Genomic DNA, 16,843 nt, shown 5'->3' with positions numbered 1-16,843 from the left:
CGCCGCCCGCAGTCGCAACAGAGGTGAGCGATGGCCAACTCCTATGAAATGATGCCTGCCCGCGTGACCGCGGTGGAGCAGGCGACCCCCCTGATCAAACGCTTCACCCTGGAGCGTACCGACGGCCAGCCGCTGCCGGCCTTCACCGGCGGCAGCCACATCATCGTGCAGATGAAAGGCGCCGACGGCCGCCAGTTCAGCAACGCCTATTCGCTGATGAGCGACCCGGCGGACACCTCCAGCTACCAGATCGGCGTGCGCCTGGAAGAGCAGTCCAAGGGCGGTTCGGCCTTCATGCACCAGCAGGTGGAAGTGGGCAGCGAACTGGTGATCTCCAATCCGAACAACCTGTTCGCCATCGATCCTGCCGCCGGCAAACACGTGCTGATCGCCGGCGGCATCGGCATCACCCCCTTCCTCGCCCAGCTCCCCGAGCTGCGCGCCCGCGGCGCCAAGTACCAACTGCACTACGCCTTCCGTAGCCCGGAGCACGGCGCCTTCCAGGTTGACCTGGCCGAGGGTCCCCATGCCGAACAGGTACGCTTCCATGTCGACAGCCTGGGCACCCAGCTCAACCTGTCCGAGTTGATCGGCAACCTGGAGGCCGACGCCCACCTCTATGTCTGCGGTCCCAAGCCGCTGATCGATGCGGTGATCGCCACTGCCAGGGACCAGGGCGTGAGTGACGCCCGCGTGCACTGGGAACAGTTCGCCGCCGCGCCAGCCACCGGTGGCGCCTTCACCCTGGTGCTGGCCAAGTCCGGCCGCGAGCTGCAGGTGGAGGAGGGCATGACCATCCTCCAGGCCATCGAGAAGAGCAATGCCGCCGGGGTGGAGTGCCTGTGCCGCGAAGGCGTCTGCGGTACCTGCGAGACGCGCATCCTCGAAGGCGAGGCGGAGCACTTCGACCAGTACCTCTCGGATGACGAGAAAGCCGCCCAGCAGACCATGATGCTGTGCGTCTCCCGCGCCCGGGGGCAGCGTCTCGTGCTCGACCTCTGAGGGGCTGGCAGGGGCGGAGCTGGCGACGTGTATACTGCGTCGCCTGGCTCAGGGACATGTCTTGCCATGACAGAAAACAGCTTCGCCTTCCGCCTCAAAGAACTGCTCGAACACCAGAAACTGACACTCCAGGCCGTGGCCACGGTGCTCGGCATTTCGCGCACCGCCGTGCACAAATGGACCCGTGGCGGCGAGATCGACTACGACAACCTGCGCAAGCTGGCGACCTTCCTCAAGGTCAACTGGATCTGGCTGCGCTACGGCGACGAAGCCCTGCAGGATGCCCAGCACGTCGAGGTGCAGGACCTGCCCATGACCGATGTGCGGCGCAAGTACACCGCCGAGATCATGGAAAGCGAAGCGCGCATGAAACTGGCCCAGGAAAGCGCCGGCATCGTCAACTGGGAATGGAACCTGATCACCGACGAAGTCTCCTACTCGGCCAACGTCGAGGCTGTGTACGGATGGCCGGTGCGCCGCAACGAGGATTTCTGGGCACATCTGCATCCCGAGGACGTGGAGGCCCTGCAAGCCATCTACCGCGAGTGCGTGGCCGAGGGCAAAGGCTACGAATTCGACTTTCGCATCTTCCATCCCAATGGCGAGCAACGCTGGATCACCTCCCGCGCCACCTCCCTGCAGGACAGCGCCGGGCGCTCGGTGAAAATGGTCGGCGTGAGCCTGGACAGCACGGAACGCAAGCGGGTGGAGGATGAACTGCGGCAGAGCGAGGAACGCTTCCGCGCCATCTTCGAACTGGCCGGCGGCGCCCTGGCCTACATCGGCCTGGACGGGCAGTGGCAACGGGTCAACCAGCCGCTCTGCCAGCTGCTGGGCTATGACGCCGAAGAGCTCGCCGGCCTGACCTTCCACGCGCTCACCCACCCCGACGACCTCGCCGCGAACCTGGCCCAGATCAAGCGACTGCTGGATGGCGAAGAGTCCGTCAGCACCCTGGAAAAACGCTTCCGCCGCAAGGACGGCAGCTACATCTGGGTGAAGGTCCGCACCTCGGTCCAGCGCAATGCCCGTGACGGCAGCCCGGAGCATCTGATCAGCGTCTACGACGACATCACCGCGAGCCGGGCGGAGCGCCAGGCCCTGGAGGCGCGGGTGGCGGAGCTGGAGGCGCAGTTGCGGGAAGTGCGGGGGAGTTAGGCTGGATTCACCCCTCGCCCTTCAGGGAGAGGGGCCGGGGGAGAGGGCACCAGGCTGCACGGACCTTCAGTAGGGGCTGCGGTGCAGCCCGATCGCGAACGATCCACGTTCCTGGAACCTGGACCTGCGTTTGCCCCCCTGGAAGGGCCCAGGCCTGCCCTCGCATGCGACGTATCGCTCCGGCACTTGGCCCACCCTACCGGCCGGCTTCGTCGCTCTATCCAAACCACTGGGGCGTAATAGGCATAGCCGGTCACTCATTACCGCGTCCCAGTGGACGTGGTTTCCCAAGCTCAAATGAATTCGCTTCCGCGGGGCCGTTGATCAATTCAACCCGTACCGGGCCAGCTCGTCGCGGGTCAGCACGCGCATCCTTGTCGGTTCGATGCCGTTCATCTCGTCCAGCAGGCCGAGCGGCACGTTCATCTCCTTGAGGTAGGCCGCCGGGCTGTAGCGGGGGCCGGCAGAGGAGTCGGCCAACGCCGAATCGCCATAGGGAAAGTAGGGTCGATGCAGGCCGACGTAGCCTCGCACCGTCCTGCTGCGGCCAGCCGCCAGCAGGTAGACGCAGCTGCCCTGGCAGACGCCTTCGCTCGGTACCATGGTGTCGAAGCCGGTTTCCCGCAGCAGGCGTCCCATGCGGATGGCCTCGGTCACGCTGCCGCCGATGTTGTCCAGCAGCACCAGCTTGCGGGCGAACGTGCCGGGGTTGTCGCGAATGCCCTTCATCAGTGCCTCGTAGTCACCAGGGGCGATGTCCCCGGAAATCTCCACGGCCAGTATCCGGCCCACCTTGTTGTGCTGGACGGGCTGGACCTCCACCTTGGCGAAGGTGGCGGCCGAAGATAGGGCGGCAAGGCAGAAAACAGCGGCCCGGAATGCGCGACTGCTCATGGATCAGGCGGGTCCTGTGGGGTGCGGATGGCGATGAACCGAGAAGATACCTGCAAAGGGGCCCGGGCTCCATATGCGGGATCCCTGGTGCGCATGGCACACCCTACGGGGTGTCAGGTCGTGTCCCGGATGAGATCCGGGACCAGGGCATCAGTCCCAGTCATCCGGCTTCTTGTTCTTGCTTGGCGCGTTGTCGCTCATACGCTTCACATCCGGCGCCGGAACCTGCTGCGGCGGCTGGCTGGGGCCCTGGGGCCTGGGCGCGGGTGTACGCACATTCGGGTCGGTGTTCATCGCGGGCTCCTTTGGCGGGATCCTTTCCCTAAGCCCAGCACAACCTGGGTCCGCTCGACGACCGCCGGTCGCCCGGCGGTCTGCCAGGCATACACTGGAGCCATCGGTGAACGTGGAGGCTAGACCATGAGCAGCAATGTCGACCTGAACCAGCGGCCCCCTTACGACCAGGTGATCCAGGACATCGCCGACTACGTGCTGGATTACCGGGTCGAGTCTGCGGAGGCCCTGGATACCGCGCGCAACTGCCTGATGGACAGCCTCGGTTGCGCCTTGCTGGCGTTGCGTTTTCCCGAGTGCACCAAGCTGCTCGGCCCGCAGGTGGAGGGCACCCTGGTGCCCCATGGCGCGCGGGTGCCGGGCACCAGCTTTCGACTGGACCCGGTCAAGGCCGCCTGGGACCTGGGCGCGATGATCCGCTGGCTGGATTTCAACGACACCTGGCTGGCGGCCGAATGGGGTCACCCCTCGGATAACCTCGGCGGCATTCTCGCGGTGGCCGACCACTTGTCGCAGCGGCGCCTGGCCTGGGGCGAAGCACCACTGACGATGCGGGTGGTGCTGGAGGCCATGGTCAAGGCTCACGAAATCCAGGGGGTGTTCGCCCTGGAGAACTCCTTCAACCGCGTCGGCCTGGACCATGTAGTGCTGGTCAAGCTGGCGTCCACCGCTGTCTGCGCCTGGCTGATGGGGGCCGATCGCGAGCAGCTGCTCTCGGCCATTTCCCAGGCCCTGGTGGATGGCCAGGCGCTGCGCACCTACCGCCATGCGCCGAACGCCGGCTCGCGCAAGTCCTGGGCCGCCGGCGACGCCACTAGCCGCGGCGTACGCCTGGCCGATATCGCCCTGCGCGGCGAGATGGGCATTCCCGGCGTGCTGAGCGCACCTCAATGGGGCTTCTACGACGTGTCCTTCAGCCACACCAACAAGGACCTGGCGACGAAACCGGAGGACAAGCGCCGCTTCAGCCTGCTCCAGGGCTTCGGCTGCTACGTGATGGAGAACATCCTGTTCAAGGTCAGCTACCCGGCCGAGTTCCACGGCCAGACCGCGTGCGAAGCGGCGGTGCGCCTGCATCCGCAGGTCAAGGACCGCCTGCAGGAAATCGATCGCATCCGCATCGTCACCCAGGAATCGGCCATCCGCATCATTTCCAAGGTCGGCCCCCTGGCCAACGCCGCCGACCGCGACCACTGCATCCAGTACATGACCGCCGTGGCCCTGGCCTTTGGCGGGCTGGTCGCTGAACACTACGAGGACGACTTCCACCAGGCCAACCCGATCATCGACCAGCTGCGCGGCAGGATGGAGATAGTCGAGGACCCGCGTTACAGCCGTGAATACCTGGAGCCCGACAAACGCTCCATCGCCAATGCCGTGCAGGTGTTCTTCAAGGACGGCAGCAGCACTGCTCTGGAGGAAGTGGAGTACCCGGTCGGTCATCGCCGCCGGCGCGCCGAGGGCATCCCGTTGCTGGAAGAGAAGTTCAAGGCCAGCCTGGCCACCCGGTTCGCGCCTCAGCGCTGCGCGCTGATAGCTGCGCTATGCAAGGACCAGGCGGCGCTGGAGGCGACTGCAGTGGACCGCTTCATGGAGCTGTTCGCAGGCTGAGGGCTGGCGCCGCTGCCAGCGGCTCCTCGGGATAGGCCGTTGCGTGGCCAACGTTTCGTGGCAGGTCGTCAGGCTACGCCCTGGCGCGATGGCAGGCTCGTATACTCAATGGACCTTGGTCGGGCGCGTTTTGCGTTCCGTTGGAGGGGGGCGGCAAGGCGGCGGGATGTGTGCCGCTTGCCGGATGAGAGAGGTTGGCCGAGAGGCCGGCGGATGGTCTGACCCCATGAGCGCCGTGACGGGCATCACGGGAACAGGAAGGGTCCTGTTCCGGCCCGGCAGCTTGATATTTCGTGCGCTGTTCGTCGCGTGGCTGGTGGCGCTGGCGGGGTGCGCCTCGCGAGCCCCTGAGGCACCGGCGGTGCCGGTCTCGGCAAGCACCTGGCAACTGGTCGACCGCGATATCGTCGCCGCCTCGCTGGCTGCAACGGGCCAGGCCGAGAGTTACGCCCACAATTCCATGGAAGACTGGATGGACCTGGTCTACAAGCGCACCGACACCAACTTCATTCCCTGGTTCTCCAGCTATTGGACCCGCCAATGGCTGAGCATGAAGGTGGCCTGGTACCGAATGACTTCCGACGGCGAGAAGGAGCAGACGGTAAACCGCCTCGCTGGCTACCTGCAGGAGGAATACAACGACCGCGTACTGGACCCGGTTTCCGGGGAGATCAATCCCGATGGGGTGATGGCGCAGGCCACCAGCCTCTACGTCCGCCAGCTTGAGGCAAGCCTGCAGTCGATCCCCCAACGCCGTGGCGTGCCCATGGACCAGTTCGACCGGCATCTGCAGAAGATTCCGGCGATCGAGCTGGCGCCGCCCCCCGAGCACAGCGCCTCGCTATACCAGCTCATCCATGCCGATCCCCTCGAAGAGCTGCCGGCCTACGTCGCCCTGATCGATCGCATCAGCAATACCCCGAGTGGCGCGGGTGCCTGGATGACGGACGCGGGATTGTCGTCGATAACCCTACGCACCAGCGAGCAACTGGAGTCCGAGATGACTACCAGTGGCGTGGCCAGTGTCATCGGTACCTTCGCCGGGCGGGTCGCCGGCACCGTGATCTCTATCGGCGTGGCGGGATTCACCGCCATGGCCCGGGAGAACGAACGGCCGGCAATGGAGAAGCGGCTGCGTACGAACCTCAACGAGGCCTTCGACGAAGAATGGCTGGAGCTGTTGCGCAATCCCGACACCGGTGTAATGGCCGGGGTCTACCACCTGTCCGGGCAGATCGAGGGAAGCCTCAGCCGGACGGAAACCCTGCCCATCCAGTTCGAGCCGGTGCCCAGGGTAGTGCCCTTGCCTGGAGAGTGAGGGGGCGAATCAGCAAGGCTAGGACGGCCGGGTCAGTGATAACAGTACATCGGCGTACCACGCGCAGTTCAGGCCCAGGGCCTCGTCCAGCTCGGCATCGCGCGATCTGTCATCCAGGCGTGAGGAGTGCACGCCGAGCAGAATCCAGGGGAAGTCCGCTTCATGGCCGCCCGTCGTGCGCATCACCACGGGAGCGCCGCTGCTGCCCCGATGGGTCCGCGCATCCACCAGGAAGTAGCCTTTGCCCTGGAAGCGCAAGCCGAATGGCGAGGCGACTATGCCGTGGCGTGCCACCGGCGTGCGGTGCAAGGGGTCGTGGAAGCCGAGTGGATAGCCGATCACCAGCAGCGAGCTGCCCACCTCGATGGCGTCTCCGCTATCGAGCAACTGGTGCTCGCTGAAGGGCCGGTAGAGCGCCGTGGCCGGGAGCAGGGTGCGGTCCAGCTCCAGGGTGGCGACATCGATCTGGCCGGCATCATCGGTGGCCTGGTGCCAAAGGCTCAAGCCATTCCGGTAGAGCGGGAGGCGCACCTGTGCCACTTCCGCCAGGTTCTCGGCGTTGGTGTGCAATTCCAGGGTCACGTGGCTGGGAAAATGAGCGCTCGGCTCATCGAACAGGACGTGCCCGCTGGTCACCAGGAAAAGTCGGCCCCCCCTGGCGAAGAGGAAACCGGTGGCGTTGGTCAGGCCTGCCTCGCCGTTGAAGGTACGGATGAGCACTGTGCTCAGCAGCAACGGGTCGATTGGCGGTCTCAAGCGGGAACCGTCCATCCTGTCACTCCTGGCTGCGACTCAGCTCTACGTCCCTCAACGACCTGCACGTGGCGAAAGGGGGATGGGCACCGAACGGGCGGCAAGCCCATCTCGACGGGGCCTGGTTTGCGGTCAGGCGAGTTGCACCTGTTCGGCCTGCGGCCCCTTGGCACCCTGGGTGACCACGAACGTCACGGCCTGGCCTTCGCTCAGGCTCTTGAAACCGGTGCCTTCGATCGCACGGAAGTGTACGAACACGTCAGGGCCCTGTTCGGGGGTAATGAAACCGAAGCCTTTTTCATCGTTGAACCATTTGACGGTGCCGCGTTGGCGATTGGACATTTCGCATCTCCCGGGTTTTCTGGACGACCGGCAACAACCGCGCGCAGCCTGCCGGGCTGAGTGCAAAGTAATAGAGAGACCGAGGCGATGAAGAACGGCGGGTCATCAGATCAGTGTCGCAGTGACACTCTGCACAGCAGCCAGAAGACTATACAACCTTGGTGATGGACCGCCCGGCCAGTTGCCGGGAAACCGCCGAACGGTGAGTCCGCTCCCAAGCCCACACCGTGCGGGTGAGGGGCGGTGCACGCACTTGCCGGGGCCTGGCAGACGAAGGCACAGGGTCGGGAAATGGCCGCTCCCAGTGGCTTCCTTGCGCGGTTCGGGTCTGTCCTGGTGCCCGGAAAATAAACCTGTACAAAGCCGCCCAACCGGGTATAGTCGCGCCACTGTTCTGCAGTTGTCTCTGCGATACTTGGCTTGATGCTCTGATTGATATTCTTACATCTCCTTGATTCGTTACAGGCTTCGCAACTCAGTAACTTCCTGAATTCGAACTCAGGATTATTCAGTTATCAACTTGGAGATATGAAATGTCCAATCGTCAATCTGGCACCGTCAAGTGGTTCAACGATGAGAAAGGCTTCGGCTTCATCACCCCGACCGAAGGCCCGGATGTATTCGTACACTTCCGCGCCATCGAAAGCACTGGCTTCAAGAGCCTCGCTGAAGGCCAGGCCGTGACCTTCGAAGTGGTCAAGGGCCCGAAAGGCCTGCAGGCGGAAAAAGTCCAGGCAGTCTGAGACTTTCCGGCAAAGAAAGCCCCGCGTTGCGGGGCTTTTTCATTTTCGATGTTTGAAATTTGAAATAGCCCACCAGATTGATCGCTGGTGTGGATCATTTTTGCTATTCGCAAGCGCCTGGATCTGCGGGTGATTTGTATCGCGATAGCAAACCCTGTGCTTTGGCCGGCATGGATCATCGTCCTCAAGAGTTCCGCATGCTTGGTTATCAGGTTAAGTATCAGGAAATATCGATCGGCGGCATGGAGTTCAATATCCGCTCGCTGTTCGATCATCAGCAGTATCACGATCCCGAACTCGAAGCGGAGCGCCTGGGCATCTGCCCCGACAGCTGGCCCCTATTCGGCCAGGTCTGGCCATCGGGCCAGGTCCTCGCGCGCTCCATGCTGACGATGGACCTTGCGGGAAAGCGCATCCTCGAAGTGGGCGCCGGCCTCGCGCTGGCCAGCCTGGTGGTGCATCGACGCGGGGGCGATATCACGGTCAGCGACTATCACCCGATGATTCCCGAATTCCTCGATGAAAACCTGCGGCTGAACAATCTCGCCCCGATCAAATACCAGGCTGCGGACTGGTCCAAGGTCAACGAAGAACTGGGCATGTTCGACCTGATCATCGGCAGTGACCTCATCTACGAATGGGACCAGCCAGCCCTGCTCGCCAACTTCATCGACCGTCATTCGGCCGACAAGGTGGAGGTGTTCATCGTCGACCCCAACCGGCCCAACAGGTCCGTGCTCTGCGAGGAAATGTCCGAGCTGGAATATGCGGGAAGCATCAGCCAGGCGGATTGCATCCTCGGCAATGGCGAGGCTTTCCAGGGCTCGCTGCTGCATTTCCAGCGCGACGATGCCCGGTTCAATCAGTAAACAGGACGACCCGGCTTGCGCACTGCCTCAAGCGGGATGATTGTTCATCCAGTGCCGGGCAATCTCCTCCCGCCGGCAGATCCACACCGCGTCGTGACCTTGAACATGATCGAGGAAGCGGGCCAGGGCCATCGCCCGGGCGGGATGGCCGCTGATGCGGCCGTGGAGGCCGACGCTCATCATCTTCGGCTGCTTCGCGCCCTCCTGCCAGAGCAGGTCGAAGGCGTCCTGGAGCAGGCGGAAGAAGTCCTCCCCGGAGGCAAAGCCATTCGGCAACAGATAGCGGGCATCGTTGTTGACCAGGGTGTAGGGAATCACCAGGTGCGGCGGCGAGCCGGGGAGCCAGTAGGGCAGGTCATCGTTGTAGGCGTCCGAGCTGTAGAGCAACTCTCCTTCCTCGCGTAGCAGGCGCCGGGTATTCGGGCTGACCCGCCCCGTATACCAGCCCACCGGCCGCTTGCCGCAGAGGCGCTCGATCACCTCGAGGGTCAGGCGGATATGGCGGCGCTCTTCGTCTTCCGGAATGCCGCGATAGTCGAGCCAGCGGTAGCCATGTCCTGCGACCTCGTGGCCGGCAGCGCCGAGCGCCTGGCCGATCTCGGGGGCAAGCTCCAGGGCCCGGCCCACGGCGAAGGCGGTCAGCGGCAAGCTCCGCGCATTGAACAGATCGAGGATGCGCCACACGCCGGCCCGAGAGCCGTATTCGTACATGCCCTCGACGCTCAGGTCGCGCTCGCCCAGGCGTGGCGGCCGGCCCGGCAGCTCGTGGAGATAGGCTTCGGACTGGGTATCGCCATTGAGGATGCAGGACTCCGCGCCTTCCTCGACGTTCAGTACGAATTGCAGCGCGATGCGGGCATTCCCCGGCCAGTGCGGCTGGGGTGGGTGGCCGCCGTAACCGACCAGGTCGCGCTCGGCCATCAGCCCAGCTCGAAGGTGGTGACGCCGAAGACCCGCTCGTGCCGGAGCGCGGGAGCGGGGCCGAGATACATCCGTGCGCAGCCGAAGACTTCGGTCATCCCGTGTCGCTGCACGAGCTCCATCGCCGCCGGGTTGTTCTCCGGCGCGTCGAGGAACAGCTGGCCGCCTGCGGCGAACAGGGCCAGGTGCGCGTAGAGCGCTTCGGCAGCCTGGGCGTCGTCGGCGAACAACGGGCCGATCTTGCAACCCTCAGCGCAGCGCCGCACCACGCCATAGCCGCTCAGCTCGCCATCGCGCCGGCAGGCGAGGGCGAGCGCATCGGGCTGGGCTATCCAGCCGCTGAGGAAGGTCGGGCGCGGGGCAGGGAAGCAGGTACGGTCGTAGTCGAGCACCTGTTCGAAGGGCAGGGCGCCCAGCGGCACCAGTTCTTCGTCGCCAGGCGGTGGGACGGTCGGGCGCGCGGGGATCTCCGCGCGAAAACGCAGGTTGCGATGGGAAAACACGAAGCCGCCCTTGGCGTAGTAGTCCTGCATGGCGAAGACACCATCCATGCCGATGCTCGCTCCGGTTTTCAGGCGGGCGATCAAGCGCTCGCGACGGGCGTGCCAGAGGGTGTTGCCGAGGCCCTGCCCGCGGTACTCCGGGCGGACGATGAAAAATCCCATGAAGCCGAACTCGCCACCATAGGAGGTGATGGCGCCGCCGCCGATCAGCTCGCCGTCCAGTTGGGCCGCGATGAAGGCGGCGGGGTCCGTGCCCCAGAACAGCCCTGCATCGTGAAGGCCGGGATTCCAGCCTTCGCGCGCGGCCCAGCCGACGAGCTCGTCCAGCTCGGAGCGGGTCATGTTGCGTATCACCAGCTGATCCGACATCGCGAAGCCCTCCCCGGTGACCAGTCGAGCGCGGGTCCGCGTTCGAATGCTTTCGGTATAGCGTCAACCCGGGGCCCGCTCCAGCTCCAGTGGCGGGCGCGTCAGGCGAATCCCTTGAACACCGCGAAGGCTTCGACCGGCGCCCGCTCGGAGCGAAGGCCATTGACCGGCGCCCCGGGTTCGGGATGACCGAGGGCCATGCCGCAATAGACCAGCTCCCGTTCGGGCAGCTCGAAATGCCGGTGCAGGCGCTCGCGTACCATGCCCCAGGCCTCCTGCATGCAGGTCGCCAGCCCCTGCTCCTCGGCGGCCAGGGCCAGCGATTGCATGAACATGCCGAGGTGGGCCCACTGCCCGTGGCCCATGCAGCGATCGATGACGAAGAAAATCCCGACCGGCGCACCGAAGAACTGATAGTTGCGCGCCACCTGGCGCAGGCGCGCGGGCTTGTCTTCCCGGGGAATGCCCAGTTGCGCGTACAGGTCTTCGCCGATCTTGTAGCGTCGGGAGCGGTAGGGCTCCTCGAGGCCCTCGGGGTAGATGGGGAATTCGCCGGCCTCGCCCTTGGGCGCCTTCAGCAGGGTTTCCACCGCGAGACGTTCCAGCGTCGTCTTTTCGGCGCCGCTGACCACAATCACCTTCCAGGGCTGCAGGTTGCCGCCCGATGGCGACCAGCGCGCACTGTCGAGCAGGCGATGCACGGTCGCCTGGTCGACGGGCTGGTCGGTGAAGGCGCGGACCGAAATGCGTTTTCTCAGGAGTTCGGCTACGGACATCGATGGGGTCCTCATGGCGGGCGCCGCGCGACGGCGTCGGGGAGTCCGTCAGCGCAGGTGCGCCGGCGGAATGGAGTAGGTGCCCACGACATGGGCCACCGGCTCGGCAAGTCCTTCCGAATAGAGCGAAACCTCGCCGATCGCCAAGGTCTTGCCGACCTTCATCAGCCGGCATTCGCCCCTGATGCGCTGGCGGGCTTCGGGCTTCCTGAGGAAATTGATGGTCAGGCTGGTGGTGACGGCCAGGGGGACGATACCGATCTCGCCGAGCAAGGCGACATAGAGCGCCACGTCGGCTATGGCCATCAGCGTCGGCCCCGATACCGTGCCGCCGGGGCGCAGATCTGCTTCGCCCACCTCCTGGGATACCGTCGCGCAGCGGTCGCCGACCGCTTCGACCACGACGCGGGTCTGGGGAAACTCTGTCTTGATGAATCGAGCAATCTGTTCTTTGTCGGCCACACCGGACTCCTTGTCAGCTGACGAACGCCAGGACGGCCGGCAAGGCTTCGCCGGCTCGTCGCCATCAGCGCGAGACAGCCTTCGGCAAGGGCGCAGGGCCTTGCGCGACATGGCTGTCGAGCGCAGGAAAGGTATGACGCTGCCACAACGTCAAGCGACAAGGCAATCGGGGCGAACCAGGGTGGGGTACCGGATGGGCGTTTCAGGCGTTGCGCAGGAGGTCGTGGGCATCGAGCAGGCGGTAGGCGATTTCCGGGTGCTTCTCCAGTCCCCGACGGATGGCCGCCGGGATCGACTGACGGGTCTTGCGGCAGAGGCCAGGCAGTTCGTCGATGCGGATGTCGATGCCGCGCATGCTGCGCACTTCGTTGAAGCCCGGGGCGATCGCCAGGCGAATACCCAGCTGTTCGTACATCCGCCGCTGCATGCGTTCCAGGTCTTCCAGGCTCTGCAGGTTTTCCAGCCGATCGAGCAGGCGCCGTTCCTCCTGGCGGGTCAGGAGCAGGATGCGCAGGTCGGCGCCGGGCGCTTCCTGCAATTGCTCACGCCCGCAATTGCAGGCGCCGGGCGGGCAGGGCTGGCGGATCGGAAGTGAGGAGGTCATGGACACCGATCATAGCCATGGCGATTCACCCTTGCCCATAGGTGCCATTCACGATCTGGCGAGCGGCACCTCGGCCTGCCGAGCGCGACTATGCTGGTTGTCACGGAGCTGCGCAGTCATCTCGACGCTGTGCCGGCTGCCCGGCTCGTGCGCCGGGCCAACCACGATCAGTCCGCTGAAGGAGAGCACTGATGGGGAACACCCTGGAACTGCTGGTCAAGCGCGACCAGATCACCGAATGCCGCGTCCGGGAAGGCCAGTTTCAGGCCGGGGATCTTGGCGAAGGACAGGCGCTGCTGCGTATCGACCGCTTCGCCTTCACCGCCAACAACGTCACCTATGCCGCCCTGGGCGAGACGATGCGCTATTGGCAGTTCTTTCCCGCGGGGGAGGAGGGGATGGGCATCATCCCGGTCTGGGGCTTCGCCGAGGTGGTGAAGTCGAACTGCGCGGGGCTGGAAATTGGCGAGCGCTTCTTCGGCTTCTACCCCATGGCCAGCCACCTGCGGGTGACGCCGGACAAGGTGCAGCCCAGCGGCTTCGTCGACGCCGCGGCACATCGCCAGGGCTTGCCGCCGCTCTACAACCAGTATCTGAACTGCGCCAGCGATGGGCTCTATCGCGGCGACACCGAAGCGCTGCAGATGCTGCTGCGGCCGCTCTTCACCACCTCCTTCCTGCTCGACGGTTTCCTCGCCGCGCAGCAGTTCTTCGGCGCCGAGGACCTGGTGGTGACCAGCGCATCGAGCAAGACCGCCATCGGCATGGCCTACCTGCTGACGCGCAGCCGCAAGGCCCGTGGCAAGGACTACCAGGTGGTTGGCCTGACTTCGCCGGGCAACAAGGCCTTCGTCGAGATGCTGCGCTGCTATGACCGGGTGCTGAGCTACGACGAACTGGGCCAGCTGGAAGGCGAGCGGCCTTCGGTGCTGGTGGATTTCGCGGGTAATGGCGAGCTTTTGACCCAACTGCACGGCCAGCTGGCGCCGGCACTGAAGTACAGCTGCATGGTCGGCGCGTCCCACTGGAATCAACGCCAGGGCCGTGGCGCCGAGCTGCCCGGGCCGAAACCCGTGATGTTCTTCGCTCCGAAGGAGGCGCAGCAGCTCATCCAGAAAGTGGGCGGCCAGGCTTTCCAGCAGGCCCTGGTGGATCGTTGGCAGGCGTTCGCCGACTACACCCAGCAATGGTTGGTCATGGAATACGGCCACGGCCCGGCCGCCGTGATGTCCGCCTACCAGGACGTGCTGCAGGGCCGCGTCGGTCCGCGGGTCGGCCACCTGCTGTCGATGTAGTGGCCGGCCGCCTAGCGGAGAAAGTCCCCTACGGCCTGGAGCACCAGGTCGGCGTTCTCCCGGTGGGGCACATGGCCGCAGTCATCGATCAGCAGGACCTGGGAGTGATTCCGCGTCAGCTGCGCGATCCGCTGGGGGTGGGCGGCCGAGCCGAATTCGTCCTTTCCGCCGTGGATCGCCAGGACCGGGCAATCCAGCCGCTGCACCTCGGCCTCCAGGTTCCAGCCGGCGAACTCGGGCGATAGCCAGGTCTCGGTCCAGGCATCCAGCACCCAGCGTGCCTTTTCGCCGTGATATCGGCTCAGCCGCTTCAGCTGGCCTTCCGCCTGGAACTCCCGCTTGGCCAAGCGGATACCTTCCAGCGTGCGGTCCTCGACGAAGGCCTGGGCCGACTCGGTGACCAGCGCCTGACAATGCGCCCGGTGGCGGTCCGCGCAGTGGACGGCCATGCCACCACCGACGCTATGGCCGAAGGCAATGAAGTCGCGGATGCCCAGTTGCTCCTTCAGCGCCGAGAAGGCGCTTTCCGCCTCGTTGCCGACGAAACCGACCGACAACTCGCCGGGATGGGCATCCGACCTGCCGAAGCCGAGCCGATCGTAGGCGACGACCGCCTTGCCCGTGGCGGCGGCGAGTTGGGCGGGGAAGTCTCGCCACAGCTCGACGCAGCCGAGGGAGTCATGGAGCAGGACGATGGGCGCATCCTCAGCGGACAGGCCCTGCCGGTCGGCGCTCCAGATGCAGGCGAAGAGCCGGCCGTGGCCGGTCTCGACACGAAGGTCCCGGGAGTGGATGTGGGTTGGCACGGGTTACCTCGATGGTTCGGGGGGGCGGCCCTATGCGCCGCTGGAAATCGATGCGGGCGACAGTAGCAAAAAAACACTTTATCGCGGAATTTCGGGGAAGAGGGCGCTTGAGGTTCTGTTGTTCAGCTCGTTGCCGAGTGGGCTTCGGGTTTCTGTTTCGCCTCCCCAGGCGAGTCCCTTTTCCAGTCGTTGAAAAGGAACCAAAAAACTTGCCCCTGCATCCGGGTTTGGCTTCGCCAAACTTCCCTCCCTCCATCGTCGCTCCGGGGGCACGACGTGAGGGGCCATCCATGGCCCCACACGCCTCTCGCGGCATCCATGCCGCTCATCCCCCTGCGCAACGCTTCCGCTCGGCCTTCTGAAGGGGCGATGTCGCTGCCCCACCATGTGTGCTCAGTTTCAGCTCTACATGAGCCTCAGGTTTGCTCTGGGCTCGCAGGCGCGAGTCACCCCTCTACCTCTGGGGCGAAGAGGCACGCTGTCGGAAGCACCGCTTCCGGTGTCGATTAGCGACTGAGCGCGAAGTGATCAGGCTGGGGCGCAGGGCGGGGGCCGGGGGAGAGGGAAATATCCGGCTGCACGGAGCCAATCCAGAGCACTCAGACAATCTTGCCAATCCGGCATAAGCCAAATACTCGCGCGGCACTCCACGACGAACCAGAAAACGGTGGTGCCAACGATCCTGTCGCTCCGCTGGCACTCCATCGGCGCATCCCTTTAAGCTGCGTCTTTCTCCCCAAGGAAGACTCCCATGACCACAGCACTCCTGATCATCGACGTCCAGCGCGCGCTCAGTGTCGGCGACGAAGCCGCTTTCGAGATCGACCGGGTCATCGACAGGATCAACGCCATCAGCGCCCAGGCCAGGGATGCTGGCGCTCCGGTATTCCTGATCCAGCATGAAGAGGCCAGCGGGGCCTTCCGCTTCGGCAGCGAAGGCTGGCAGCTCGCCGAGGCGCTAGCGGCACTGCCGGGCGATATCCGGGTGCGCAAGACCACGCCGGACTCCTTCCACAATACCGAGCTGCACCAGGCGCTCCAGGAGCGCGGGATCAAGCGATTGATCGTCTGCGGCGCGCAGAGCGACTTCTGCGTCGATACCACGGTCCGCCGCGCCCTGGCGCTGGGCTACGAGGTGGTCCTGGTGGCGGACGCCCATTCGACGCTGGACAACGGGGTGCTCTCGGCCGCGCAGATCATCGCCCATCACAACATCACCCTCGGCAACATGACCAGCTTCGGCGTCCGCGCCGCGGTGGTTCCCGCCGAGGCGGTGCGCATCGACGCCTGACTTGACCCAAGCTCCCGTCGACCCACGGGATTATCGGAGATAACCCGCGATGGACGCTTCTACGCTGTTTCTCTACGTCGTCGCCTTCAGCGTGGTGGCGATGACTCCCGGGCCGGCCATGCTGCTGGCGCTGAGCAATGGCGCCTCCCATGGGATGCGCTTGGCGTCCTTCGGCAAGGCCGCCCACCGGGTCCGCCCGTTGGCTGGCAAGGATGCACGGCAAAAAAGGACCGTCACGGAGCCAAGGCGCATTCCGGCACTGCATTCCGTAACGGCCAAACTCCATGAGCGATGAGCTTTTTTCAGAATGCATGCTTTTCGCACATGGCGGTGCGCCACTGGCGCGAGCCAATTGACCACTCGGTAGGTCGCTCCGCCAGAGGCGGGCCAGGAGCCCGCAGCCGCCCCCCCATCACGCGCTGCCAGCCCTGCCGGCGCAGCTACCCGGAGCCATGCCTCGGCTGAGCAGGTGGGCCGCCCCCTTTCACTGGGTAGGGCAAGTCCAGGCGTTGGTGGAGGAGGCGACGAGGTTCTGCTTTCGCGAATGAATTGGCTATGTCTGCATTAAGTGTTGCTCGAACGTCCAGAGCCGAGTTGCTTATCGAGTGGCCTGCGAGTCCCTGTTTCGCCTCCCGGCGAGTCTCTTTTTTCAGTCGTCGGAATGCCGCCCACAAAAAAGAAACCAAAAACGCTTGCCCCTGCATCCGGAACTCGGCGTCCCCGTCTGGCTTCGCCAAACTTCCCTCGCTCCATCATTGCTCCGGGGGCGCGGCGTGAGGGGCCATCCCTGGCCCCGCACGCCTCTCGCGGCATCCATGCCGCTCGTCCCCCT

At 65.0% G+C, this 16,843-nt stretch carries 19 protein-coding genes; 9 read left to right on the top strand and 10 right to left on the bottom strand.

Annotated elements, in window-relative coordinates; genetic code table 11:
• Window positions 1–30 precede the first annotated feature (30 nt).
• On the top strand, window positions 31–1,002 hold the full coding sequence (locus tag E8F11_RS15310; RefSeq protein ID WP_280289682.1) for a PDR/VanB family oxidoreductase: 972 nt from the start codon (window positions 31–33) through the stop codon (window positions 1,000–1,002).
• A gap of 66 nt (window positions 1,003–1,068) precedes the next feature.
• The gene (locus tag E8F11_RS15305) at window positions 1,069–2,160 is read left to right on the top strand and encodes a PAS domain-containing protein (protein WP_280289681.1); all 1,092 of its coding nucleotides are present in this window, start codon (window positions 1,069–1,071) and stop codon (window positions 2,158–2,160) included.
• A 324-nt stretch (window positions 2,161–2,484) separates the two neighbouring features.
• Here the strand turns inward: E8F11_RS15305 and E8F11_RS15300 are convergent, their stop codons facing one another.
• Both E8F11_RS15300 and E8F11_RS15295 read right to left on the bottom strand, forming a co-directional pair.
• Window positions 2,485–3,054, bottom strand: coding sequence for a hypothetical protein (locus tag E8F11_RS15300; protein ID WP_280289680.1), 570 nt, complete (start codon window positions 3,052–3,054; stop codon window positions 2,485–2,487).
• A 150-nt stretch (window positions 3,055–3,204) separates the two neighbouring features.
• On the bottom strand, window positions 3,205–3,348 hold the full coding sequence (locus E8F11_RS15295; protein ID WP_280289679.1) for a hypothetical protein: 144 nt from the start codon (window positions 3,346–3,348) through the stop codon (window positions 3,205–3,207).
• Between the two features lie 126 nt (window positions 3,349–3,474).
• Between E8F11_RS15295 and prpD the strand changes: the two genes are divergently transcribed.
• Window positions 3,475–4,959, top strand: coding sequence for a 2-methylcitrate dehydratase (gene prpD / locus E8F11_RS15290; protein WP_280289678.1), 1,485 nt, complete (start codon window positions 3,475–3,477; stop codon window positions 4,957–4,959).
• Between the two features lie 226 nt (window positions 4,960–5,185).
• Window positions 5,186–6,277: a hypothetical protein gene (locus E8F11_RS15285; protein ID WP_280289677.1), complete on the top strand. Its 1,092-nt coding sequence runs from the start codon at window positions 5,186–5,188 to the stop codon at window positions 6,275–6,277.
• 18 nt (window positions 6,278–6,295) lie between these two features.
• Here the strand turns inward: E8F11_RS15285 and E8F11_RS15280 are convergent, their stop codons facing one another.
• Together E8F11_RS15280 and E8F11_RS15275 are read right to left on the bottom strand one after the other, a co-directional pair.
• On the bottom strand, window positions 6,296–7,048 hold the full coding sequence (locus E8F11_RS15280) for a serine protease (protein ID WP_280289676.1): 753 nt from the start codon (window positions 7,046–7,048) through the stop codon (window positions 6,296–6,298).
• 114 nt (window positions 7,049–7,162) lie between these two features.
• Window positions 7,163–7,372 carry a cold-shock protein gene (locus tag E8F11_RS15275; protein WP_280289675.1) on the bottom strand — a complete coding sequence of 70 codons (210 nt, stop codon included), beginning with the start codon at window positions 7,370–7,372 and terminating at the stop codon, window positions 7,163–7,165.
• Window positions 7,373–7,905: 533 nt separating this feature from the next.
• On the opposite strand from E8F11_RS15275, the gene E8F11_RS15270 reads away from it, so the two are divergent.
• A complete protein-coding gene (locus tag E8F11_RS15270) occupies window positions 7,906–8,115 on the top strand; it encodes a cold-shock protein (protein WP_280289674.1) in 210 nt (69 codons plus the stop codon).
• A gap of 77 nt (window positions 8,116–8,192) precedes the next feature.
• Window positions 8,193–8,984 (top strand): SAM-dependent methyltransferase, encoded by a 792-nt coding sequence (locus E8F11_RS15265; protein WP_280289673.1) that lies wholly within the window; start codon window positions 8,193–8,195, stop codon window positions 8,982–8,984.
• A gap of 27 nt (window positions 8,985–9,011) precedes the next feature.
• Here E8F11_RS15265 and E8F11_RS15260 read toward each other — a convergent pair whose 3' ends face one another.
• The 5 genes from E8F11_RS15260 to E8F11_RS15240 form a co-directional block, all read right to left on the bottom strand.
• A complete protein-coding gene (locus E8F11_RS15260) occupies window positions 9,012–9,905 on the bottom strand; it encodes a polysaccharide deacetylase family protein (RefSeq protein WP_280289671.1) in 894 nt (297 codons plus the stop codon).
• Window positions 9,905–10,777, bottom strand: coding sequence for a GNAT family N-acetyltransferase (locus tag E8F11_RS15255; RefSeq protein WP_280289670.1), 873 nt, complete (start codon window positions 10,775–10,777; stop codon window positions 9,905–9,907). The genes E8F11_RS15260 and E8F11_RS15255 overlap by 1 nt, the downstream gene beginning before the upstream one ends.
• A 101-nt stretch (window positions 10,778–10,878) precedes the next feature.
• Window positions 10,879–11,553 (bottom strand): nitroreductase, encoded by a 675-nt coding sequence (locus tag E8F11_RS15250; RefSeq protein WP_280289669.1) that lies wholly within the window; start codon window positions 11,551–11,553, stop codon window positions 10,879–10,881.
• 48 nt (window positions 11,554–11,601) lie between these two features.
• Complete coding sequence (locus E8F11_RS15245; protein WP_280289668.1) at window positions 11,602–12,015, bottom strand: PaaI family thioesterase; 414 nt, start codon at window positions 12,013–12,015, stop codon at window positions 11,602–11,604.
• A 202-nt stretch (window positions 12,016–12,217) separates the two neighbouring features.
• A complete protein-coding gene (locus tag E8F11_RS15240; protein ID WP_280289667.1) occupies window positions 12,218–12,619 on the bottom strand; it encodes a hypothetical protein in 402 nt (133 codons plus the stop codon).
• Between the two features lie 191 nt (window positions 12,620–12,810).
• Between E8F11_RS15240 and E8F11_RS15235 the strand changes: the two genes are divergently transcribed.
• The gene (locus tag E8F11_RS15235; protein ID WP_280289666.1) at window positions 12,811–13,914 is read left to right on the top strand and encodes a DUF2855 family protein; all 1,104 of its coding nucleotides are present in this window, start codon (window positions 12,811–12,813) and stop codon (window positions 13,912–13,914) included.
• Window positions 13,915–13,925: 11 nt separating this feature from the next.
• Here the strand turns inward: E8F11_RS15235 and E8F11_RS15230 are convergent, their stop codons facing one another.
• Window positions 13,926–14,720, bottom strand: a complete 795-nt coding sequence (locus tag E8F11_RS15230; RefSeq protein ID WP_280289665.1) for an alpha/beta hydrolase — start codon at window positions 14,718–14,720, stop codon at window positions 13,926–13,928.
• Window positions 14,721–15,471: 751 nt separating this feature from the next.
• On the opposite strand from E8F11_RS15230, the gene E8F11_RS15225 reads away from it, so the two are divergent.
• Together E8F11_RS15225 and E8F11_RS15220 are read left to right on the top strand one after the other, a co-directional pair.
• On the top strand, window positions 15,472–16,011 hold the full coding sequence (locus tag E8F11_RS15225) for a cysteine hydrolase family protein (RefSeq protein WP_280289664.1): 540 nt from the start codon (window positions 15,472–15,474) through the stop codon (window positions 16,009–16,011).
• A gap of 49 nt (window positions 16,012–16,060) precedes the next feature.
• A complete protein-coding gene (locus E8F11_RS15220) occupies window positions 16,061–16,306 on the top strand; it encodes a hypothetical protein (RefSeq protein ID WP_280289663.1) in 246 nt (81 codons plus the stop codon).
• Window positions 16,307–16,843: the final 537 nt, after the last annotated feature.

This window comes from Pseudomonas sp. BN417 (assembly GCF_029871205.1).
In the GTDB taxonomy this organism is placed as follows: Bacteria; Pseudomonadota; Gammaproteobacteria; order Pseudomonadales; family Pseudomonadaceae; genus Metapseudomonas.
The sequence above is the reverse complement of the archived record's forward strand: the minus strand, read 5'-3'. Positions and strand labels throughout refer to the sequence as shown.